This window comes from Acidovorax sp. KNOB132 (assembly GCF_057541515.1).
Genome location: NZ_BAAJYT010000667.1, coordinates 1 through 542 on the forward strand (window position 1 = coordinate 1; position 542 = coordinate 542).

The 542-nt window shown below is 74.7% G+C and carries 1 pseudogene; it reads right to left on the minus strand.

Annotated elements, in window-relative coordinates:
• A pseudogene (locus AC27IO_RS25305) lies at window positions 1-542 on the minus strand (DUF3772 domain-containing protein); the annotation flags it as partial.

Consider the following 542-nt stretch of genomic DNA (forward strand, 5'->3'; position numbering starts at 1 on the left):
GGCAGCGGCCTCGGCGGGCTCGCTGCCGCCGTCCGCCGCGCCGTCCTTGGCCGTGGTGCGCGGGGTGTGCAGGTGGCGCAGGCAGGCGATGGCGATGAGCGCGACCAGCAGCGCCGTCACGGCCTGCGTCGTCACCTCGGCTGCGAGGCTGGCGCCCACGGCGGTGTTGATTTCGGTGATGAGTCCGCTGGTGATGGCGACCAGGGCGATCCACCAGGGGTAGGGGCTCAGCCGCCGCGCCAGGTCGTCCGACAGCGAAGGCAGCCGCCAGGAGCTGCGCCGGCGCGACAGCAGCGCGTGCCCCAGGCCGATGGCGAACGAGGCGAAGATGGCCAGGCGCACCGCCGTGCTGCCCAGGCCGTGCAGCCGGTCGCCGAGGTTGTCGCCCACGTCGACGCCGCTGAGCGCCAGTTGCGCCGCCAGCCCGATCAGCAGCACATGCACCACGACCGACACCGCCGCGAGCAGCGAGCGCCGCAGGCGCCCGGACGACAGCGCGTGGGCGCCACGCGCACCAGCACGCGCTTGGCCAGCCAGTTGCC